General features: G+C 60.9%; 14 protein-coding genes and 1 pseudogene. 7 read left to right on the forward strand and 8 right to left on the reverse strand.

The window, feature by feature from the left end; translation table 11 throughout:
• Positions 1-111 precede the first annotated feature (111 nt).
• A pseudogene (locus tag ACYZT4_RS14765) lies at positions 112-1,019 on the reverse strand (LysR family transcriptional regulator).
• 105 nt (positions 1,020-1,124) lie between these two features.
• Here ACYZT4_RS14765 and ACYZT4_RS14770 point away from each other — a divergent pair.
• From ACYZT4_RS14770 to ACYZT4_RS14780, 3 genes are all read left to right on the forward strand, one after another.
• On the forward strand, positions 1,125-1,724 hold the full coding sequence (locus ACYZT4_RS14770) for a short chain dehydrogenase (RefSeq protein WP_461980760.1): 600 nt from the start codon (positions 1,125-1,127) through the stop codon (positions 1,722-1,724).
• Positions 1,725-1,884: 160 nt separating this feature from the next.
• On the forward strand, positions 1,885-2,538 hold the full coding sequence (locus ACYZT4_RS14775; protein WP_461980762.1) for a COG3650 family protein: 654 nt from the start codon (positions 1,885-1,887) through the stop codon (positions 2,536-2,538).
• A gap of 95 nt (positions 2,539-2,633) precedes the next feature.
• Positions 2,634-4,247 carry an NAD(P)/FAD-dependent oxidoreductase gene (locus ACYZT4_RS14780; protein WP_461980764.1) on the forward strand — a complete coding sequence of 538 codons (1,614 nt, stop codon included), beginning with the start codon at positions 2,634-2,636 and terminating at the stop codon, positions 4,245-4,247.
• A gap of 116 nt (positions 4,248-4,363) precedes the next feature.
• On the opposite strand, the gene ACYZT4_RS14785 is transcribed toward ACYZT4_RS14780, so the two are convergent.
• Positions 4,364-5,458, reverse strand: a complete 1,095-nt coding sequence (locus ACYZT4_RS14785) for a PLP-dependent cysteine synthase family protein (protein WP_461980766.1) — start codon at positions 5,456-5,458, stop codon at positions 4,364-4,366.
• A gap of 239 nt (positions 5,459-5,697) precedes the next feature.
• Here ACYZT4_RS14785 and nhaA point away from each other — a divergent pair, with 239 nt between their 5' ends.
• The 3 genes from nhaA (at position 5,698) to ACYZT4_RS14800 (ending at position 8,490) form a co-directional block, all read left to right on the forward strand.
• Positions 5,698-6,885: a Na+/H+ antiporter NhaA gene (gene nhaA, locus ACYZT4_RS14790; protein ID WP_461980768.1), complete on the forward strand. Its 1,188-nt coding sequence runs from the start codon at positions 5,698-5,700 to the stop codon at positions 6,883-6,885.
• 122 nt (positions 6,886-7,007) lie between these two features.
• Positions 7,008-8,228, forward strand: a complete 1,221-nt coding sequence (locus ACYZT4_RS14795) for a colicin E3/pyocin S6 family cytotoxin (protein WP_461980769.1) — start codon at positions 7,008-7,010, stop codon at positions 8,226-8,228.
• A 7-nt stretch (positions 8,229-8,235) separates the two neighbouring features.
• The gene (locus tag ACYZT4_RS14800; protein WP_461980771.1) at positions 8,236-8,490 is read left to right on the forward strand and encodes a colicin E3-like toxin immunity protein; all 255 of its coding nucleotides are present in this window, start codon (positions 8,236-8,238) and stop codon (positions 8,488-8,490) included.
• A 75-nt stretch (positions 8,491-8,565) separates the two neighbouring features.
• On the opposite strand, the gene ACYZT4_RS14805 is transcribed toward ACYZT4_RS14800, so the two are convergent.
• The 6 genes from ACYZT4_RS14805 to dinG form a co-directional block, all read right to left on the reverse strand.
• On the reverse strand, positions 8,566-9,030 hold the full coding sequence (locus ACYZT4_RS14805; protein ID WP_131059267.1) for an outer membrane lipoprotein: 465 nt from the start codon (positions 9,028-9,030) through the stop codon (positions 8,566-8,568).
• Positions 9,031-9,218: 188 nt separating this feature from the next.
• A complete protein-coding gene (pdxH, locus tag ACYZT4_RS14810) occupies positions 9,219-9,878 on the reverse strand; it encodes a pyridoxamine 5'-phosphate oxidase (protein ID WP_461980773.1) in 660 nt (219 codons plus the stop codon).
• Positions 9,879-9,902: 24 nt separating this feature from the next.
• Positions 9,903-11,042, reverse strand: coding sequence for an OmpA family protein (locus ACYZT4_RS14815; protein WP_461980775.1), 1,140 nt, complete (start codon positions 11,040-11,042; stop codon positions 9,903-9,905).
• Positions 11,043-11,154: 112 nt separating this feature from the next.
• Complete coding sequence (locus tag ACYZT4_RS14820; RefSeq protein WP_461980777.1) at positions 11,155-12,300, reverse strand: serine hydrolase domain-containing protein; 1,146 nt, start codon at positions 12,298-12,300, stop codon at positions 11,155-11,157.
• 225 nt (positions 12,301-12,525) lie between these two features.
• Complete coding sequence (locus ACYZT4_RS14825) at positions 12,526-15,036, reverse strand: beta-galactosidase (RefSeq protein WP_461980779.1); 2,511 nt, start codon at positions 15,034-15,036, stop codon at positions 12,526-12,528.
• A gap of 95 nt (positions 15,037-15,131) precedes the next feature.
• Positions 15,132-17,276, reverse strand: coding sequence for an ATP-dependent DNA helicase DinG (gene dinG / locus ACYZT4_RS14830; protein WP_461980781.1), 2,145 nt, complete (start codon positions 17,274-17,276; stop codon positions 15,132-15,134).
• A 98-nt stretch (positions 17,277-17,374) separates the two neighbouring features.
• Here dinG and ACYZT4_RS14835 point away from each other — a divergent pair, with 98 nt between their 5' ends.
• A complete protein-coding gene (locus ACYZT4_RS14835; protein WP_461980783.1) occupies positions 17,375-17,839 on the forward strand; it encodes a CopD family protein in 465 nt (154 codons plus the stop codon).
• Positions 17,840-17,863 lie beyond the last annotated feature (24 nt).

Consider the following 17,863-nt stretch of genomic DNA (forward strand, 5'->3'; position numbering starts at 1 on the left):
GTAGGAGTGAGCCTGCTCGCGATGGCAGCAGGTCAGGTAACATCTCTTTTGAATATGAACTTGCTATCGCCGGCAAGCCGGTCTCACTCCTACAAAGGTTCGAGTGATGATTTAGAGCCTGTCCAACGCCTCGCCACTGCGCTTGAACCACCCAATCAAATAGTCCGCCAACACCTGCGTACGCTTGGGCAAACCACCCTGATACGGATGCACCAGGTACATCGGCATGCGACGGGTCTGATAGTCGCGCAGGAGCCAGCGCAAACGCCCGTCAGCCAATTCCGCCTGCAGCAGGTAAGACGGCAAACGCGCGATGCCCGCCCCCGCTAATGCAGCTTTTTTCAGCAGGCTGTAGTGGTTACTGGCGAACGGTCCCGACACCCGCACCCGCAGCAACTCATGCTGCTGGTGATACAGCCATTCTTCGCGGCCGCTGTAGTGGCTGTTGAGCAGGCAGTGATGTTCCGCCAGTGCGTGCGGAGCCTGCGGTTCGCCGTGTCGATCGAGGTAGGCCGGGCTGGCGCAGGTCAGTTCGTGCCAGGCCAGCAGGGGCGCGCCACCAGACGCTCGTCATTGCCCACTTCGGAGCGCACCGCCAGATCAAAGCCGTCACGGGACAAGTCACGGTAGTTGTTGCTGAGGTCGAGTTCGATCTGCACCTGCGGGTACTGCTGGGAAAATTCCAGGAGCAAGCCATCGAAAAAGGTTTCCCCCAGCGACACCGGAACCGTCATACGCACCGGGCCGGCCATGTCGTCCTTCAACCGCGCCAAGGCCTGACGCGCCCTTTCCACCTGGACGACCAGCGCCTGGGCTTGCGGCAACAGCGCCGCCCCCGCCGCCGTCAGGCTCAAACGGCGGGTGGTGCGTTGCAGCAGCACCACGGAAAACCGCGTTTCCAGCAGGCTGATGCGCTTGGACAACTGGCCTTTGCTGCACCCCAGTTGCTGCGCAGCCAAGGTGAAACTGCCGGCTTCGATCAACACCGCAAATGCCGCCAGATCATCCATTTCGCTCATGGATTGTTTCCATTTGAAAACCAAAGGTTGCCTATTAGCGCGCTTATCAGCAGAAAAAACCACTTTAGACTGAACCCACATTCAAAACACATGAGGGTCAGCACCATGAAAATACTATTGATAGGCGCAGGCGGCACCATCGGTTCGGCGATCGACAAAGAGTTGTCCGAACGCCACGAGGTCATTCGTATTGGTCGCAACAGCGGTGATCTGCACGTGGATATCAGCGACAGCGCTTCGATTCGCAAGCTGTTTGAACAGACCGGCAAGTTCGACGCACTGGTCTGCGCCGCGGGCAACGTGACCTTCGCCCCGTTGGGCGAGATGACCGAAGACAGTTTCGCCCTGGGCTTGAAAGACAAGCTGATGGGCCAGGTCAACCTGCTGCTGATCGGCCGCGAATTTGCCAACGACGGCGCTTCGTTCACCTTCACCACCGGCGTGCTCAGCCACGACCCAATCCGCAGCGGTGCCTCGGCAGCGCTGGTCAACGGCGCCATCGACAGTTTCGTGCGTGCCGCCGCGATTGAACTGCCGCGCGGCCTGCGGGTGAACTCGGTGAGCCCTAACGTGCTGCTGGAAGCCATGGGCAAATACGCGCCGTACTTCCGCGGTTACAAACCGGTTCCTGCCGCCGATGTGGCGTTGGCCTACGCCAAAAGCGTGGAAGGCCTGCAGACTGGCCAGACCTTTCACGTCGGCTGACTACCACGACGCCGTAGCAGCACGGCTTGCCGGCGAAGGCGTCCGTGCGATCGCCTTCGCCGGCAAGTCGTGCTCCTACCAAGTGAATCAACCAGCCCGCTGGGGTTGTGATGAACCGTCAGGCTGCGTAACGTGGCGGCACTTGTCTGGAGAGCCAAAGATGCGTGTTGCCCGTTCCTTAGTCCTTGTTGCCTTGCTTCCGCTGTTCGCCGCCTGCCAGTTGCTCGATGGCCCGCGTGAAAGTGCCTCCCACGTGGGCCAGACCCGAATGCAGGGTCAACTGACGGCGGCCGACGGCAAGCTGTTGTTCCAGCCGTGCAATGAGCAGCGCAGTTTCGTGGTCAACGACGCCGGCGGCACCAGCATCCTGCAAGAGGCAGCAACTCTCGCCGATGACCAGGGCAAGCTGTTCGCCGACGTGCGCGGGAAGATTGTCGACAGCCGCCTCGATCTGCAGCAGCTTTACCGTGTCGAGCGTTCGGGCACCGCGTGCAACGATCCGAATTTCAAATTGCTGATCCTGCGCGCCGCCGGCCACGGGCCCGAGTGGAATGTGAAAGTCAGTGGCAAAGGCATGGTCATCGACCGTGCGGGTCAGCCGCCCCTCGCCGTCCCTTACGTTGAAGAGCAATTGGGCGATGGCCGCTTCAACCTCAGCACCGAAGCCAACAATCAGCACATCGAACTGTGGGTCGCGCGGCAACGTTGCGTCGACAGCAGCACCGGCAGTGTCCAGCACATGAGCGCCGAACTGCGCATCGATGGCCAGGTTCAGCGCGGCTGCGGGTATTTCGGCGGATCGCGCGACGACTGATCGTATAAGCCTCACGGGACTCGGCTGTTGGGGCTTATAATCGCCGCCTTCAAACGCCCTGGCGCAGTTGTGCGCCCCGCGAACCGGATCCCGTCATGTTACGAATCACTGAACTCAAGTTGCCAATCGACCATCCCGAAGAAGACCTGCACCCTGCCATTCTGCAGCGCCTGGGCATCGCCAGTGATGACCTGCTCGATTTCACCTTGTTCAAGCGCAGCTACGATGCGCGCAAAAAGTCCTCCGAACTGTGCTTCATCTACACCATCGACCTCACCGCCAAGGATGAGGCGGCGTTGCTGCACACGTTCGCCGATGACCGTAACGTCAACGTGGCGCCGGATGTCAGCTACAAAGTGGTCGGCCAGGCGCCGGCCGATCTCGAACAACGCCCGGTCGTCGTCGGCTTCGGGCCTTGCGGGATTTTCGCCGGGCTCCTGCTCGCGCAAATGGGCTTCAAGCCGATTATCCTCGAACGCGGCACCGAAGTGCGCCAGCGCACCAAGGACACCTGGGGCCTGTGGCGCAAAAACGTCCTCAACCCGGAATCCAACGTGCAATTCGGTGAAGGCGGCGCGGGGACGTTCTCCGACGGCAAGCTCTACAGCCAGATCAAGGACCCGAAGTTCATCGGGCGCAAAGTTCTGCATGAGTTCGTAAAAGCCGGCGCGCCGGACGAAATCCTCTACGTCAGCAAACCGCACATCGGTACGTTCCGTCTGACCGGGGTGGTGGAAAACATGCGCGAGCAGATTCGCGCGCTGGGCGGCGAAGTGCGCTTTCAGCAGCGGGTAACCGACGTGTTGATCGAGGACGGCCAACTGGTCGGCGTCGAGCTCGACGGCGGCGAACAGATTCATTCGAAACACGTGATCCTCGCCCTCGGCCATAGCGCCCGCGACACCTTCCGCATGCTCCACGGCCGCGGCGTGTTCATGGAAGCCAAGCCGTTCTCAGTGGGTTTCCGCATCGAGCACCCGCAGTCGCTGATCGACCGCGCGCGCCTGGGCAAATACGCCGGCCACCCGAAACTCGGGGCAGCGGACTACAAACTGGTGCACCACGCCAAGAACGGCCGTTCGGTCTACAGCTTCTGCATGTGCCCAGGCGGCACGGTGGTGGCGGCGACCTCCGAGCCGGGCCGCGTGGTCACCAATGGCATGAGCCAGTACTCGCGGAACGAGCGCAACGCCAATTCCGGGATCGTCGTCGGCATCACCCCGGAAGTCGATTATCCGGGCGGTCCGCTGGCCGGTATCGAGTTGCAGGAACGCCTGGAATCCCACGCCTTTGTGCTGGGTGGCAGTAATTACGAAGCGCCGGCGCAACTGGTTGGCGATTTCATTGCCGGCAAGCCGTCCACTGCACTGGGCAGCGTTGAACCGTCCTACAAGCCAGGCGTGGCGCTGGGTGATCTGGCGCTGGCCTTGCCGGCGTTCGCCATCGAAGCCATTCGTGAAGCCTTGCCGGCGTTCGAGAAGCAGATCCGTGGCTATTCGCTGCATGATGCGGTGTTGACCGGGATCGAAACGCGCACCTCGTCGCCGCTGCGGATTACCCGTAACGAGTCGATGCAGAGTTTAAACGTCAAGGGCTTGTTCCCGGCCGGTGAAGGCGCGGGTTATGCGGGCGGGATTCTGTCGGCGGGTGTCGATGGCATTCGCATCGCCGAAGCCGTGGCTCGGGACATCCTCGGCCTCGAAGCTTGACACAATTCAAATGTGGCAGCGGGCTTGCTCGCGAATACGGTTTCACATTCAACAGGTATGTTGGCTGATTCACCGCTTTCGCGAGCAAGACCGCTTCACATTTTATCTTCTGTGTGTCAGATATTGGCGCGCAACACGGTGGCTGGAAGTGGCTCACCACGCTCGACACTCGCCGCCACCGCGCCCATCAACCCACTCAATTCATATCCCTGCGCCTTGAGCCAGTCCTCGTTGTAATAGCTGGTTTCATAACGCTCACCGCCATCGCACAAAATCGCCACGATCGACCCCGACTCCCCCGCGGCCTTCATCTGCTGCGCCGCCATCAACGCGCCGATCAGATTGGTTCCGCTCGACCCGCCCACCCGTCGTCCCAAACGCTGCGCCAGGTAATGCATGGCCGCCAGCGATAGCGCGTCCGGCACCTTGACCATCGCATCGATCACCTTCGGCAGGAACGACGCCTCGACCCGTGGCCGGCCGATGCCTTCAATGCGCGAACCGTGATCCAGGCGCAGGCTGGCGTCGCCGGTCAGGTAGTAATCGAAAAACACCGACCGCTCGGCATCGGCGCACAGCACGCGGGTGCAATGCTGGCGATAACGCACGTAACGCCCAAGCGTGGCGGTGGTGCCGCCGGTGCCGGGGCTGGAAATCAGCCAGCTCGGTTCCGGGTGGTGCTCGAAACGCATCTGGTGGAAGATCGATTCAGCGATGTTGTTGTTGGCGCGCCAGTCAGTGGCGCGTTCGGCGTAGGTGAACTGATCGATAAAGTGCCCATCGTGCTCGCGGGCCAGACGCTCGGATTCGGCGTAAATCTGCGTCGGATCGTCGACCAGGTGACTCTTGCCACCGTAGAAAGCGATCTGCGCGATTTTCTCTTTCGAGGTGGTGGCCGGCATCACCGCAATAAACGGCAGACCGAGCAAACGGGCGAAGTACGCTTCGGAAATTGCCGTTGAACCGCTGGATGCTTCGATCACCGGCGCACCGGGTTTGAGCCAGCCGTTGCACAACGCATACAAGAACAATGAGCGCGCCAGGCGATGTTTCAGGCTGCCGGTGGGATGGCTCGACTCATCCTTGAAGTACAGTTCGATGCCCGGAAAACCCGGCAGCGGCAAAGGGATCAGATGGGTGTCGGCACTGCGCTGGAAGTCGGCTTCAATGATGCGGATGGCTTCGCGGGCCCACTGTCGGTTGTCGCTCATGGTGTTTTTCTCGTCGAGTCGGCCTTGTCGCAAGGCTCAGCCCTGAAGCTTAGGAAAATTCCGACATCCCGCACAGATACAGCTGAGGTTCAATACGTCTGGCAACTGCTAGGCTCAGGTCCGAGCCGGCCTTTTACATTGCAACGGCATATAACAAAAAAGAATATAACTTTTGTTTTAACAACTAACGGTACGGGTTAGGGTGTGGCACCTTTTTGATTAATCGATGGAGAGCGACCTTGCCTCTGCGTAGCACTTTCACGCGTTTCTTTCAGTTGGAAGCTGCCAGCGGTCTGTTATTGATCGCCGCTGCCGCCCTGGCTTTGATCATCAACAATTCACCGCTGTCGTGGCTCTACAGCAGCTTTCTGGACACCCCGGTGGTGGCGCAGATCGGTGCACTGCAAATCGCCAAACCGGCGCTGCTATGGATCAACGACGGCCTGATGGCGCTGTTCTTCCTGCTGATCGGTCTGGAAGTGAAGCGCGAAGTCCTTGATGGCCAGCTTTCGAAACCTTCGCAAATCGTTTTGCCAGGCGCTGCGGCGATTGGCGGCATGGTCGTGCCGGCGCTGGTCTACTGGTTTTTCAACCGCGACAATCCAGCCGCGCTGGCTGGCTGGGCGATTCCGATGGCGACTGACATCGCCTTCGCCCTCGGCGTGCTCGCACTGCTGGGCAAACGCGTGCCGGTATCGCTGAAGCTGTTCCTGATGACCCTGGCGATCATCGACGACCTCGGCGCGATCATCGTCATCGCGATTTTCTATTCCGGCACCCTGTCGACCCTGTCCCTGGCACTGGCGGCATCTTGCATCGTCGCGCTGATCGCGATGAACCGGCTCGGCGTGGTCAAGCTTGGGCCGTACATGATCATCGGTTTGATCCTGTGGGTGTGCGTACTCAAAAGCGGCGTTCACGCGACGCTGGCCGGCGTAACCCTGGCGTTCTGCATCCCGTTGCGCACGAAAAATGCCGAACCGTCGCCGCTGCTGACCCTGGAACACGCCCTGCACCCTTGGGTCGCGTACGGCATCCTGCCGCTGTTTGCGTTCGCCAATGCCGGACTGTCGCTGAGCGGTGTCACGGTTGAAAGTTTCACTCACCACGTGCCGATGGGCATCGCCATCGGTCTGCTGCTGGGCAAAACCCTCGGCGTGTTCGGCCTGACCTGGCTGGCGGTAAAAACCGGCATCGCCGCCCTGCCCCAACATGCCAATTGGGGCCAGGTGCTGGGCGTCGCGGTCCTCTGCGGGATCGGCTTCACCATGAGCCTGTTCGTCGGTTCCCTGGCCTTCGTACCGGGCGCCAGCGAATACGCCGGTATGGACCGAATGGGGATTTTGACCGGTTCTATACTCGCGGCGTTGATCGGGTATGCGGTGACGGCGGCGGCGAGTCGCAAGCACGCCGTGCTCGCCTCCTGATCATCAGAGACAACTCCCAGCGTCATTAGAGACGCGTCCTACAGCCACAATCATCTGCGTTCGTTAACGTCGCACAGCCCCTTTTTTGGAGGGCTGTCGACGGACGAACGCAAGGATGATCAGTGGCAGACAAAGACATTCCCTGGGTTAAAAACCCGCCATCGGGTGACGGTCATCACGTTACCTATCGACCGATGACGCCTACCGAACTGGATGCGCGGGAGGCCGGACAAAATGCTTATGACGCCATGCTTGCGCGTCAGGACGCGTTCGAACGCGGTCGTCAGGTTCTGGCGGAAAAGCCGAGGCCTGTAAAAGCTGGGTGCGTCTTCGCCAAGTCCTGCAAGCTGCCTGACGCCATCATCGATTACTCGAATCCTTCCGGGATGGTGCCGACCGACAGCCTCAAGGACTACGGAGAAATCGCCTGGCTCGGTGCTCGCAAAACAGACGATACCGGGCTGCTGAACCTTGAAACGATCAGCGGCAGCACCGTCGCACTCGGCGTCGGCCAACTCGTGCTACGTTTCCCGACCCTCGCCATTCCCGTCGCCGCGGTCGGCGCTGCCAGCACCGCGGCATTGGCCGGCCTTGCCGCGATCTTTTGGGTCCCTGGCCTGAGCGACAGCGCCCTCTACACCGAAGAACAACTGCAAAGTCTCAAACAAGCGCGCACTCGAGTTCGACTAAACGTCGAGCAACAGGATGACGGCACGCTCAAGGGCTACGCCTTCTACACCGGCAAAAACCGCGATTGGGAGATGGTTGATGTCGTGAAGTTCACTGCACAAGACAGCCACTTCATCGCTGATCTCGGCGACGGCATCGAACTGGTCTGGACACCGGCCGTGGATGGTTCTGACATCCTCGGCATTCCTAAGCTGGAAGCTGCGCCGCAAGCGCCGCATATCTGGGTGTATCCGCCAACTGACGCGGCGGATGGGATTATCGTAAACCCGATTTACCCGCCGGATTACAGGGATTTCATTCTTGTGTTTCCGGTGGGGTCGGGGGTGAAGCCGGTTTACATTGTTGTGAGCGTGTCAGGAAGAAAACTTCCTAACCCCGATCACGACTATCACTCCGCACCCGAAACGGAAGAAATCACCGGATTTTCAGGCTTGAGCCTGGCGAAGAAGAAAACTCCACGACAAGGTGGCAGCGGCCTTCGAGAGCGTTGGATTGATGCCAAAGGCCGAACCATTTATGAATGGGACTCGTTGCATGGGGAGCTAGAAGCCTATCGTGCAAGCGATGGAAGTCATCTTGGCTCGTTCGATCACATAACGGGTGAGCAAATAGATCCACCCAAGAAAAACCGCAGCATTAAAAAGTATTTGTGAGGACCGCATGGGACTGAAAGTCAGATTGGACTGGTATGACAAGGAAACGGAAATGGCGGACGGAAAGGAATACTCCGCCGACCTTGGCGATGACGGCTCGATAATCGCAGCATTAGGTTTGATGGCGGAAAGCGAAATATACGACGGAGGATTCGATGTTTTAGCGGCGTGGATTCCTGAAATTCAACCTCTGTTCAACCATCAAATTGATAAGGCCGCTTTTGACTACCAGATTGCGTTTCGATACCGGAAAGCATGGTGAAAGTACCAAATTCCCAAAAATAGAAAACCCCGACCAGCTCACGCTGATCGGGGTTTTTCTCTAACCCGTTTCCGCTTAGTGCGAAACGCGGCTAGTCCCATCGACAGTAGCAATCCGCACCCGCTCACCGACGCGGAACACTTCATTCTCCTGAACCTGCTGCACATAGGCGCGCATGCTGCCGTCGTCTTCGCGAACGGTAATCTCCACGCCCTGGGCGCGGGTCAGGCCTTCTTCAGTGGCCGAACCCAGCAAGCCGCCGGCGACGGCGCCGATGACCGCTGCAACAATGCTGCCGCGACCGCCGCCGATGGCGCTACCGCCGACACCGCCCACGACTGCGCCGGCTGCGCCGCCGATCGGGGTCTTGGTGCCTTCGATTTTTACCGGACGCAGGGATTCGATGGTGCCCATGCGAACGGTCTGCACACGACGCGCTTCGTCACGGGAATAGGAGTCACCGGTCAAGCTCGATTGGCAGCCAGTGAGCAACATCGCCATGGTGGAAAAGGAAGCAACCAGCAGAACAGACTTACGCATAGCATCAACTCCAAAGGACAGGTGGCCATTAAACTCCGCTGCTTCACGCCTGTCACGACGTTGCCCGAATAAAATTGCTTTGATTCAGGCCCGGTACAGGGCCTCAGCGAATCGAACCCGGAGCGACAGCGCGGGACCTGCCCAATGGCTTGAGGCCGCATCAGCAGGCTATCCGGACGGTAGACTGCCTAGGGTGCAAGACGTTCAAGAATCCAGTCGGCGTCCTGTAAACGGTCTTGTAACCGATAGTTGAGGCGATCGTGCAGGCGGCTCGAACGGCCCTGCCAGAACTCGATGCGCTCAGGTAGCAGGCGATATCCGCCCCAGTGGGCTGGGCAATCGGGCTGCGTATCGACAAACCGTTGCTCGGTGGTTTTGAGCAGCGCTTCCAGTTCGCCACGATCGGCAATCACGCGACTCTGCGGGGAAGCCCAGGCACCAAGACGGCTGCCCAGTGGTCGTACCTGGAAATAGGCGTCGGACTCCTGAGGCGTGACTTTCACCACTCGCCCTTCGATGCGCACCTGACGCTCCAGGGCCGGCCAGAAAAAAGTCATGGCACCGAACGGGTTCGCCGCCAAGTGCTGACCCTTGGCGCTGTCATAGTTGGTGAAGAACGTGAAACCCTGCGCATCCAGGCCCTTGAGCAGCAGGATGCGGCAATGCGGCCGACCGTCCTGGTCGACCGTGGCCAGGGTCATGGCGTTGGCTTCCACCGGCGCCTGTTCGGTTTTCACCGCGTCGGCAAACCACTGATGGAACAGCGCGAACGGCTCGGCCGGGGCTTGCGCTTCGGTCAGGCCATCTCGGGTGTAGTCGCGACGCATATCAGCCAGGCCCTGGGTCATGGCGCATTCCTTTCGATTAGCGAATCAATTTTTTACCGCGTCGGCGGCAACGACTTTCTTGTCGGCTGTCGCGGCGCTGGCCGGTGTAGCCTTTTTCGCAGGCGTCGCAGCCTTGGCCGGTGCTTTCTTGGCAGGAGCCTTGGCAGCAGCTTTCTTGGCCGGCGCTTTTTTCGTGGCAGGCACAGCGGCTTTCTTCGCCGCAGGTGCAGGCGTGACCGGCGCGGCCACGGGCTTGGCGTCCTGGGCTGCGACCATTCGCACCGGTGCCGGCGCCGGCATGTTGTATTTGCTCAGCAGCGCGACCATGGTGTTTTGCGGGGTCACCAGCAGTTCGACGCGACGGTTCAGGGCACGGCCTTCAACGCTGTCGTTGGCCGCACGCGGGGCTTCACCACCCATGCCGCGCAACATCAGGCGATCACGTTCCAGACCGCTGAGGCGGAAGATCGCCGCCACGGCTTGCGCACGCTCCTGACTCAATTTCACGTTGGCCGGTGCGACGCCCGAGGTATCGCTGTGACCGAGTACCAGCACCGCGGTTTTCGGATCGAGTTCGAGAATTTTAGCCACGCGGGTGAACGGGCCCAGTGTCACCGGCAGCAGCATGGCCGGGCGGTCAGGGTTGAACGAGCCTTCGACTGGCGCGATTACCACCAGCACGTTTTCACGGCGCTCGAGTTGCAGGTTGCTGTCCTTGATCGCCGTGCGCAGGCGCGGCTCGTAATCGTCCAGCCAGGCCTGGGTCACTTTAGGGTCAGGCATCGGCACGACTTTGGCGGTCGGCTGCTCTTTGCCGCCGAACGGCCACCACCATTTGCCACCCGCGTCGGCATCAGCCTTGGCCACTTCGACCGGTTTGGCCTCAGGTTTCACTTCTGGTTTCTTGTCCAGCACCTCATCGGAACCGAACGGCCAGTACCAATGGCTGGCGTTTTCAGCCTTGGCCACCGGGGCCGCAGCGACTGGTTTTACCGGCGCCGGAGCGGGAGCCGCAGCGACCGGCTTCACAGGGTCCGCAGCGGTAGCCGGCGGTTTCGCGGCGACCTTGTCGGAGGAACCGAACGGCCACCAGCTGCTGCCATCCGAATCATTTTGTGGAGTCTGGGCACAACCGGTGACAGCGACACATAGGGCCAAAGCGAGGGTGGTTTTATTGAATGACATTGGATATCCACAAAAAGAAGTCATAAAAAACAGTCCGGCAGGACCGGGACAAACAGACGGTTGGAAAACATAAACGTCTTCGGGTTCCGGCCCTGGAACCCTTGAGCGCGTTTTACAGACAAGTGGCCAGTACCCGCGCCAGCTTTTGCGCACGCGGGTCCATCAAAACGTAAGGCCCCAGTGTATTTGTCACAAAACCGAAGGCGACATCGTGCTCCGGGTCAGCAAAACCGATGGAACCGCCGGCGCCCGGATGACCAAACGCCCGTGGGCCGAGGCCATAAGTGGCGTTAGGCACGTCCGGTTGATCAAGCATGCAACCCAGGCCGAAGCGGGTCCGGGTCAATAAAGTCTTGTCCTCGCCAAGGCTGTGCTCGCGGGTCAGCTCGTCGAGCATCTCGCTTTCCAGCAGGCTACCCTCGAGCAGACCGGCGTAGAACCCGGCCAGGCTGCGCGCATTACCGTGGCCATTGGCCGCCGGTTGCTGCATGCGGCGCCACTCGGGTTTGTTGGTGCTGGTCATGATCGACGGCGGGTTAGTGAAGGCCCGCGTGGTCAGGGCCGTCGGTTCGCGCATCGTCACTTGCAACAGGCGCTGGGCCGCGGCATCGCCGACATTGCCCTTGCCCCGGGCGATGTGCGCCACGCGATGGAATTCTTCGTCCGCCAGGCCGACATGAAAATCCAGGTCCAACGGTTTGGCGATGCGGGCGACGATGGACTCACCCGGTCCACGACCATCGGCACGCCGCAGCAACTCGCCGACCAGCCAACCGTAGGTGATCGCGGCATAGCCGTGAGCCGTGCCCGGCGTCCACCACGGCGCTTCGGCGGCCAGGGCGTCGACCATGATTTGCCAGTCGTACAGGGCTTCCGGCGCCAGTAACTCGCGCAACGCCGGCAGACCGGCCTGATGACAGAGCAATTGACGCAGGGTCACGGATTCCTTGCCGGCGGCTGCAAATTCGGGCCAGTAGCGCGCAACCGGTGCATCCAGTTGCAGCTTGCCTTCGGCAACCAATTGCAGGGCGGCGACGGCAGTGAAGGTCTTGGTGCACGAAAACAGATTGGCGATGGTGTCGCTGTGCCAGGCCTCAAGGCCATCCTTGTCGGCAGTGCCGGACCAGAGATCAACGACGGTTTCGCCGCCGACCTGGATGCACAACGCTGCGCCACGCTCCTGAGGATCGTCGAACAACGCCGCGAACGCTTCACGCACTGCTTCGAACTTGAGTTCGTAATGACCCTGTATCTGCACCCGCTATTTCCTCGGACAAACGTTTTACAAAGTGGCCGGCATTGTTCCAGCCATTGACGGTTTTGGGAACAGGGTTGGGCCGGGCGGTCGGATTGCGCCTGTGCTCGGTCTGGAATTCAGGGTGTTTTTTAGGACGCCATCGCTGGCAAGCCAGCTCCCACAAGATCTACGCGATTCCTGTGCGAGCTGGCTTGCCAGCGATGAACGATAACGCGGTCTCAAGCCTTAATGACCCTTGCCGGAATGCCCACCCGGGCTACCGGCTCCCTGCCCAGCGCCCTTGCCGGCGTCGGCCTTCCTGCCACCCACGGCATCATGACTGGCCTTATCCGTCTCAGCCTTGGCCTTTTCGGCCTCTCTATTCAACTGATCGACGGTCGCCAGGTTGCTCTTGCGCACGCTGTCGACAAAGCCCTGAAACGGCAAGTCGGTGATGCCCACCAGACCAAAGTGACCGTTCTCACCGTCCAGCAGACGACCGGTCACCGGTTGATCGAGGTACTGGAACCAATGCACGCCGACAATCGAAGGCTCGCTCAGTGCCTGTTTGAGGAAGTTCGCATAAGCCGGACCGCGATCCTCTTCCTTGGCCAGTTGCGTCACGCCGCCCCAGAACGGGCCACGATCAGCCGAGCCGAAGTTGAATTCGGTAATCAGCACTGGCTTGTCCAGCGTGCGCAGTTTGGCGAAGTCGTAACCGTCTTGCGGTTGCAAGGTATACATATTGAAGCTCAACACGTCGCAGTATTGCGCGCAGGACTCCACGGCTTCCGGGGTGCTGATGGCGAAGCGACCGCCCAACAGCAGCTGATTCGGCGCATGCCACTTAAGCGAGTCGGAGATGGTTTTGAAGTAAGTGTCGGCAAAGACCTTCTGGAAGTATTTGAAGTCGGCTTCGATTTCCGGGTGTTCGGCACTTGGCAGCGGCGGCACGAAACCCGGGTCTTCCATCAATTCCCACGCCGGCAGGTCGATGCCCCAGGCTTTGGACAGGCCCGCCTGATTGCGGTATTTGTCGCGCAGCTGCTTGAGGAACGCGCGTTTGGCCGGCACGTCGGTGGTCATTTTTAACGTGCCGTAAGCCAGTGCGTAACGGGATTGGGGGTCGTCACCGGGACCGGCCCAGGCCAGTTCGTTATCGGCGAAGTAGCCGATCAGCCACGGATCATCGCGATGATCCCGGGCAGCGATGGCCACGGCGCGTTCGGTGGCCATGGCGAAACGCGGGTCGAACGGGTCAGGCATCCCGCCCCACCAGTCGGTGCCAGTGCTGATGCTGGCGTAATCGCCGACGATCGACAGTGGCAACGTGTAAGGCACGCGATCAGCGTTGGCCAGCTCGGGCGCGCTCCAGTTGCCGATCGTGTTGAAGCCCCAGGCTTGCAGGCGATCGAGGGCATGGTCGGCCCAGCGCTGCTGGTTAATCACTGCGGTGCAGGGCGCGGCGGGTTTCTGCTCGGTGTTTTTGGCGACGGTCGCTTCTTCTGCGCCAGCCTTGGCGGCTTCGGCCACTCCGGATTCAACCGTCGCCGGGACGACAGGTTGCTCAGCCGCCTTCTCAATCGTCGCCTCAGCCGCATCGGCCTTGGCCGCTTCGGCAACACCGGCCTTGGTGTCGCTGCCGAGTGCGCATGGTGCGCCATACAAGCGCTGCAGGTTGGCGCCGTAGAAGTCGTACCAGCGCCCGGCGTTGTAGCCGCGGCCCTGATCGACACCATTGCCGCCACGGTTGTCGCCATCGCCAAAGTGGCTGGCCAGCGGCTCATCGGGTTTGGGCAGCGACTCGAACATCCACTCGCGACCGGCGATGTAGGTCTGGTTGACGTCCGGGGCGATGGTGTTGACCCCGAGCGAATAGAACGGATGCCCTTCCGGCGTGACCAGGTACCAGCGACCGTCACGTTTCTCGGTGCGGAAGAAGCCGCTGGCCTTGAACGCCGGGCCTTTGGTCCAGCCACCAAACTTGTCCAGCGACGACTTCTCGCGCTCGGCCAGCCAGGTCTTGGTTTGTTGCTGTTCTTTGCCGGCAGCGCTTTTCAGTTGCTCGTCGCTGCTGATTTTCTCCGGCCATTTGGATCGGGTCGATTGCCCGAATGCGTCCACCAGATTGCCGTAGGCCGCTTGAGTCACCGCGTCACCGTCCTGCACGCCAAAGCGCTCGAGCAAGATACTTTGCGCGACTTTCGGCTGATCCATCGACAAGGTCACCGACACCACCTGGCTGCGATCCAGCTCACCGGCACTGCTGGCCAGCAGGATGCGCTGACCGTCAAACGTCATCGGCATCGGCGGCCCGGCTTTCATGCCCAGGCTCAACGGCGAACTCGGCTGCAACGGCACCAGCAGCGTTTGCGCAGGACCGGCCGGCAGGTCAACGCGGCTGATCAACGTCTTGCCGTCGTTGCTCTGGATTTTCACGTAGAGGGTCACGGCCCAGCTCATCGCGCTTTGAATCCGCAGACTCATCACGCCCGACTGCGACCAGTCCCAGGCCCCGGTCTGCGGCGCCAGACGCAGGGTCGGTTGCGCCACCGGGTTGAACGTCACCCGGCGCAGCACTTCGCCTTCGGCCGTTTGCTCGGCATTGGATTGCGGCAGGCTGGCGTCCTGAGTCGCGATCTGGACCACGTCGGCGGGACGCACGAAGTTGAACAACGTTTGCTGGGCCGCGGGTGCAGCGAGCAACGGCGTGGCGAACAACAAGGCAAAAACGGCAGGCAACGAGCGGCGGATCATAAGAACGAAGTTCTCCCTAACGACCAACAATGGCCAGTGGAAAAGCGATGGTAGAGAGATAGACAACGCGGTGGGCCTGATTGCCCACCGATGTATCAGGAAATTTCACGACGGAAGGGTGGCAACGCATTGAGGATGGCTTTGCCGTAACGCTGGGTAACCAGGCGGCGGTCGAGCAAGGTGATGGTGCCGCGATCTTCTTCAGTTCGCAGTAAACGACCGCAGGCCTGGACCAGCTTCAGGGAAGCATCCGGCACGGATATTTCCATGAACGGATTGCCGCCCCGCGCCTCGATCCACTCGGCCAAAGCCGCTTCGACCGGATCGTCGGGCACCGAGAACGGAATCTTCGCGATCACCACGTGCTCACAATAGGCACCGGGCAGGTCGACGCCTTCAGCGAAACTCGCCAGGCCGAACAGCACGCTGGAGTCGCCGCCATCGACGCGCGCCTTGTGCTTGTTCAGGGTTTCCTGTTTCGACAGGTTGCCTTGAATGAACACTTGCTTGCGCCAGTCGCGGTCGAGGCCGTCGAACACGTCCTGCATCTGCTTTCGCGAGGAGAACAGCACCAGCGTGCCGCGCGAACCTTCGACCAGTTGCGGCAGTTCACGAATGATCGCGGCGGTGTGGGCCGGCGCGTCACGCGGGTCGGCTTTCAGGTCCGGGACCCGCAGCACGCCGGCGTCGGCGTGATGGAACGGGCTCGGGACCACGGCGGTCACGGCTTTTTTCGGCAAGCCGGCGCGCATGCGGAAACGGTCAAAGGTGCCAAGCGCGGTCAGGGTCGCCGAGGTCACCAGCGCGCCGTACGCCACGTTCCACAGATTACGCCGGAGCATTTCCGCGGCGAGGATCGGGCTGGCGTTGACCTCGATGTCGAACAGCGAGCCGCTTTCCGCCAGAGTCAGCCAGCGCGCCATGGGCGGGTTGTCTTCCGGGTCTTCGGCGGTGAACGCGACCCACAATTCCCAGTTGCCGGAAGCGCGGGACAACAGACTGCCGAACAACGGATACCACTCTTCAGCCTGGTTGCTGGCGATGCCGATGTTGACCTCGCCGTCCATGCCTTCCTTGAGCAGTTCGGTGAGTCGGGTGAACAAATCAGTGAGGCGGGCAAACGCTTTCTTCAGCTCGACGCCCATTTCGCGCATGTGCTCGGGGATCACCCCGCCGACGAAACGGTGACGCGGTCGCTCGCGACCTTCGACGTCTTCGCCGGGTTTGAAATCGGCGACCTGTTCGCAGGCGGTGAACATGAACTGTTGCTGGGTCTTGATTTCGCGGGCGAGTTCCGGGACCTGCTCGATCAACTTGCCCAAATCCCCCGGCAGCGGGTGCTGGGCCAGCAGCTTGGTGAGGTTCTTGGCGGTGGTTTCCAGCCAGTCGGCGGTGGAACGCAGGCGCGTGTAATGGGCGAAGTGACCGATGGCCTTGTCCGGCAGGTGATGGCCTTCGTCGAACACGTAAATGGTGTCGCGCGGGTCTGGCAACACAGCGCCGCCGCCGAGGGCCAGATCCGCCAGGACCATGTCGTGGTTGGTGACGATCACGTCGACCTTGCCCATGCCTTCGCGGGCCTTGTAGAAGGCGCACTGGCCGAAGTTCGGGCAATGGCGGTTGGTGCACTGGCTGTGATCGGTGGTCAGGCGCGCCCAGTCGGCGTCTTCCAGCGCAGTGGACCAACTGTCGCGGTCGCCGTCCCACTTATTGCCGGCGAGTTTCTCGATCATGCTGGTAAACAGCTTCTGACTGACCTCATCGACCTCGATCTTGAAGCCTTCTTCTTCGAACATCTGCGCCGTGGCGGTTTGCGCGTGACCTTCCTGGAGCAACATGTCGAGCTTGGACAGGCACATGTAGCGCCCCCGCCCCTTGGCCAGGGCGAAGCTGAAATTCAGCCCGCTGTTGCGCATCAGGTCGGGCAAATCCTTGTAGACGATCTGCTCTTGCAGGGCCACGGTGGCCGTGGCAATCACCAGACGCTTGCCGGCAGCCTTCGCCGTCGGGATCGCTGCCAGGCTGTAGGCCACGGTTTTACCGGTACCGGTGCCGGCTTCCACCGCGACAATCGCAGGGTCGCCACTGCGCCGGCCTTCGTCGTCGGTGTCGATGTCACCGAGGACCTTGGCAATTTCGGCGATCATCAGGCGTTGGCCGTAGCGCGGCTTGAGGCTCTTGGCTTCGAGAAAACGCGAGTAGGCGCCCTGGATCGTGGTTTTGAGTTCAGTGCTGATCATGAATTTTCGGGCGCTAAAACGCTGGATAAATTTTCAGTGGTTTGTTTCGGCGGCTATCATACCCCGCTAATTAATCCCGCGCAGAACGGAGTACCCCAATGACACCTTTTGGCATCGTTTACACCCTGCATGTCTTGTCCGCGCTGGTGTGGGTCGGCGGTATGTTTTTCGCCTGGATGGTCCTGCGCCCCGCCGCGATAAAAGCCTTGGAAGGCCCGGCGCGTTTGAAGCTGTGGGTTGAAGTGTTTCAGGGTTTCTTTCGCTGGGTCTGGGTCGCGGTCGTGCTGCTGCCGATCAGCGGTGTGGGCATGATTCATCTGCAATACGCCGGTTTCGAGACCGCGCCGCGTTATGTGCAGGTCATGATGGGCTTGTACGTGGTAATGACCGCGCTGTTTATCCGGATTCAGGCGTTGCTGCTACCGGAATTGCGCACGGCAGTGACGGCGCAGGATTGGCCGACCGGGGCTGCGGTGCTGGGGAAGATTCGCAAGTGGGTGGGGATTAATCTGATTGTGGGGTTGGTACTGGTGGCCGTCGCCTCTGCTCGCCCGATATTCTGATATTGATCGTTCCCACGCTCCGCT

The sequence above is a fragment of the Pseudomonas sp. GB2N2 genome (genome assembly GCF_054897705.1).